The organism is Kitasatospora sp. NPDC056783 (assembly GCF_042789895.1).
In the GTDB taxonomy this organism is placed as follows: domain Bacteria; phylum Actinomycetota; class Actinomycetes; order Streptomycetales; family Streptomycetaceae; genus Kitasatospora.
This window is the reverse complement of the sequence record NZ_JBHUAF010000728.1, coordinates 1-1,105: the sequence shown is the minus strand read 5'-3', so window position 1 is coordinate 1,105 and position 1,105 is coordinate 1. Positions and strand designations below refer to the sequence as shown.

2 protein-coding genes are annotated in these 1,105 nt (G+C 67.1%); both read right to left on the bottom strand.

All coding sequences use genetic code 11. The annotated features are described in order from the left end of the window. Positions 1-456: acyl-CoA thioesterase (locus ACFRMQ_RS40915; RefSeq protein WP_380736018.1), on the bottom strand; the 456-nt coding region annotated here is incomplete at its 3' end. Beyond that, positions 453-770, bottom strand: coding sequence for a hypothetical protein (locus tag ACFRMQ_RS40910; protein ID WP_380736016.1), 318 nt, complete (start codon positions 768-770; stop codon positions 453-455). The genes ACFRMQ_RS40915 and ACFRMQ_RS40910, both read right to left, overlap by 4 nt. Positions 771-1,105 lie beyond the last annotated feature (335 nt).

The window sequence follows — 1,105 nt, the reverse complement described above, 5'->3', positions numbered from 1 at the left end:
CGTCGTGGCCGCCAGCGCGGCCTGGGCACGGGTGGCGTCCGCCATAAACGCCGAGAGAAAGATCCGCTCGGCCGGGCTCAGCGCACGCGAGCGGCCGGATTCGCGATCCCGGGCGACCACCACGGTCCGCGCCCGCATAAAGACCATCCCGTCCCGGCAGACATTGACCTCGATCTGCGCGGAACTCCGCCCGAGCCGCTCCACGGTGAGCAGCACCCACAACGGTTCGGGCCGGTGGTGCAACTGTTCCAGGTAATCGATCTCGTGTCTCGCGATAATGAACCCGGAGGCGAACAGCGATTCCCGGACGGCGGTTTCGTGGTGGCGGAGAAGATCGTAAATCCCCTCCTGGATGTAGCCGACCAGACGGGCGTTGTTGATGTGACCGTTCTCGTCGACGTCGCTCCACCTGGTGGGGCAGGACAGCACGTGAGCGCCCGTCTGCACCGCGTTCACGGCCGGTTCAGCCCGGCACCGGCGGGGAGCAGCGCACGCTGCAACCTGGCGTAGTAGCCGGAGTGTTCGGCCGCCATCCGGGCCGCGGTCCAGCCCTCTTCGGCCGCCTCGGCCGCCGCCTGGACGACCAGGCTGTCCAGCACCGTGTCGACCGAGCGGCAGAGGTCGTGGACGGCCGCGAGCCGCTCGGTCACATCCGCCCCGCTCCCTGCGTTCCGGGACGGGAAGGCGGCCAGGGATTCCATCGCGAGCTGAAGGTCGTCGACCCCGTCTGGCCGGTTTTCCACAGGGAAATGCCGCATGTTTTTCTCCATGACTCATTCGGCCGTTACGGCCCAGTAGCTAGCGTTCGAATACACCGGATCGGTGTCGACCCCCCGACCCCACGACGCTATCCCAGCCGAAGGGGGTCAACTGATGGTTTGCGGACCGCGACGGGAAACTGACCACCATCGGAGTAGTTTGTCGGTGTACACAATATGCCCCATCAGTCGAATGCCGTCCGCAATTCGGGTGGTATCTCCGACGCGCGCCCCCGAATGGACGGCCCCGGGTAAAAAGTCTGCTACTGGCCACTCCACCACCTCACCTGGTCCGGCCGCGTGCCGCCCGTCGACCGCTCGCCGCCCGGCCCGTGCGGGGCGACCAC